The sequence below is a fragment of the Robiginitalea sp. genome (genome assembly GCF_049588695.1).
GTDB lineage: Bacteria > Bacteroidota > Bacteroidia > Flavobacteriales > Flavobacteriaceae > Robiginitalea.
Window position 1 is genome coordinate 1 of record NZ_JBAVZJ010000016.1, and the last position, 1,665, is coordinate 1,665.

General features: G+C 49.3%; 1 protein-coding gene. It reads left to right on the forward strand.

Features of this window, described 5'->3' with window-relative positions; translation table 11 throughout:
* Positions 1 to 288: 288 nt before the first annotated feature.
* Positions 289 to 1,665: serine hydrolase (locus WBV75_RS00265; protein WP_424118665.1), on the forward strand; the 1,377-nt coding region annotated here is incomplete at its 3' end.

Consider the following 1,665-nt stretch of genomic DNA (forward strand, 5'->3'; position numbering starts at 1 on the left):
TCGAAAAATACGTTACGACCTTATGACGAAAAACAATACCGGATGATACCTGAAGTACGCGATTGGAGAAATAATTCTCGATGTCCTTGGAATTGTAATAGCCCTGCAAATCAATAACTGGAATGAACAGCGCAAATAAAACAAAATAGAGCACGCCCTTTTGGTGAGGTTGGACAAGGAATTTAAGTCCAATAGATCGCAGCCCTAAGCAAAATTGAAGTCAGGAAATACTGATAATAGTAAAACCATATTCCATCTCTCTTCCAACCAAAATTGCTACATTTAGGTATGAAGAAAATCACTACATTCTTGTTCCTGCTGTTCTTGCTGCCAGTGGCCCTCCAGTCCCAGAAAACCGCCGATGTCGACCTGCGTAAACTGGATAAGTACTTCGATAAAATGGTGGCTGACTGGGACATCCCGAGCGCATCCATTGGGATTGTCAAAGACGGGGAATTAATATTTACAGGGAACTACGGGGTTATGGAAGTTGGGAAGCAGGGCGCTCCGGACGCCAATACCCTCTATGCCATTGCCTCCAATTCCAAAGCCTTTACCTCAGCTATCATAGGCATGCTGGTACAGGAAGGAAAACTCGACTGGGACGATCCCGTCCGCAAATACCTCCCCTATTTTGACTTATACGATTCCTGGGTCAGTGAACACACGACTATCCGGGATATCCTCAGCCACAGGGTGGGTCTTGGGACTTTTAGCGGGGATAATATCTGGTATAAGTCCGAGTTGCCGGCCGAGGAATTCATAAAGCGTTATAAACACGTTCCCCAGGCGTACGCTTTCCGTTCCGGTTATGGGTATTCAAACCTGATGTTTATCGCAGCAGGGGAAATCATAGAGACGGTCACGGGTAAAAGCTGGGCTGAAAATGTTGAACAACGTATCCTGCAGCCCCTGGGCATGGATCGCACCATAGCCTCGGTAAAAGAACTGGAGGCCAAGGGAAACTATGCCACCCCCCATGCCCGGAATGAAACGGGAAATTACCCCATCCCCTGGACCAGCTGGGACAATGTCGCCGCCACAGGGGGGCTGGTTTCGAGTGTTTCTGACCTCGCGAAATGGATGGTTTTCAATCTGGATAACGGGATTCACGACGGGGATACCCTACTTTCCAAACGCACCCGAAATACAGTTTGGACTCCCCACAACAACCACATGGTGGACCACACCTCCCCAAATGACTTTGGCAGGCATTTCAACGCCTATGGGCTGGGCTGGGGTTTAAGTGATTACCACGGGCGCATGCGGGTCGGACATACGGGCGGCTACGACGGTATGATCACGGCAGTAACCCTGATCCCCGACGAAAATCTGGGAGTGGTTGTCCTCACCAACGGGGTCAAAAGCCCGATAATGGCGGCTACGTATTACGCCCTGGATCGATTCCTTGGTGTGGAAACTGAGAAGGACTGGTCCGCCGATTACCTGAAACGCACGGACGAAAATAGGGCCAAAGACACGCGTATTGCAGATCGCAAAGCAAAACGGGTATTGAATACAAAGCCGTCTATCGGTATCGAAAACCTGGCAGGCACCTATGAGTCCGATATATATGGTACAATCAATATTCACGAAATAAACGGGGATCTCACCCTGGAGTTTTCCCATTCCCCATTGCTTTCTGCCCGTCTGACGCACTGGCAT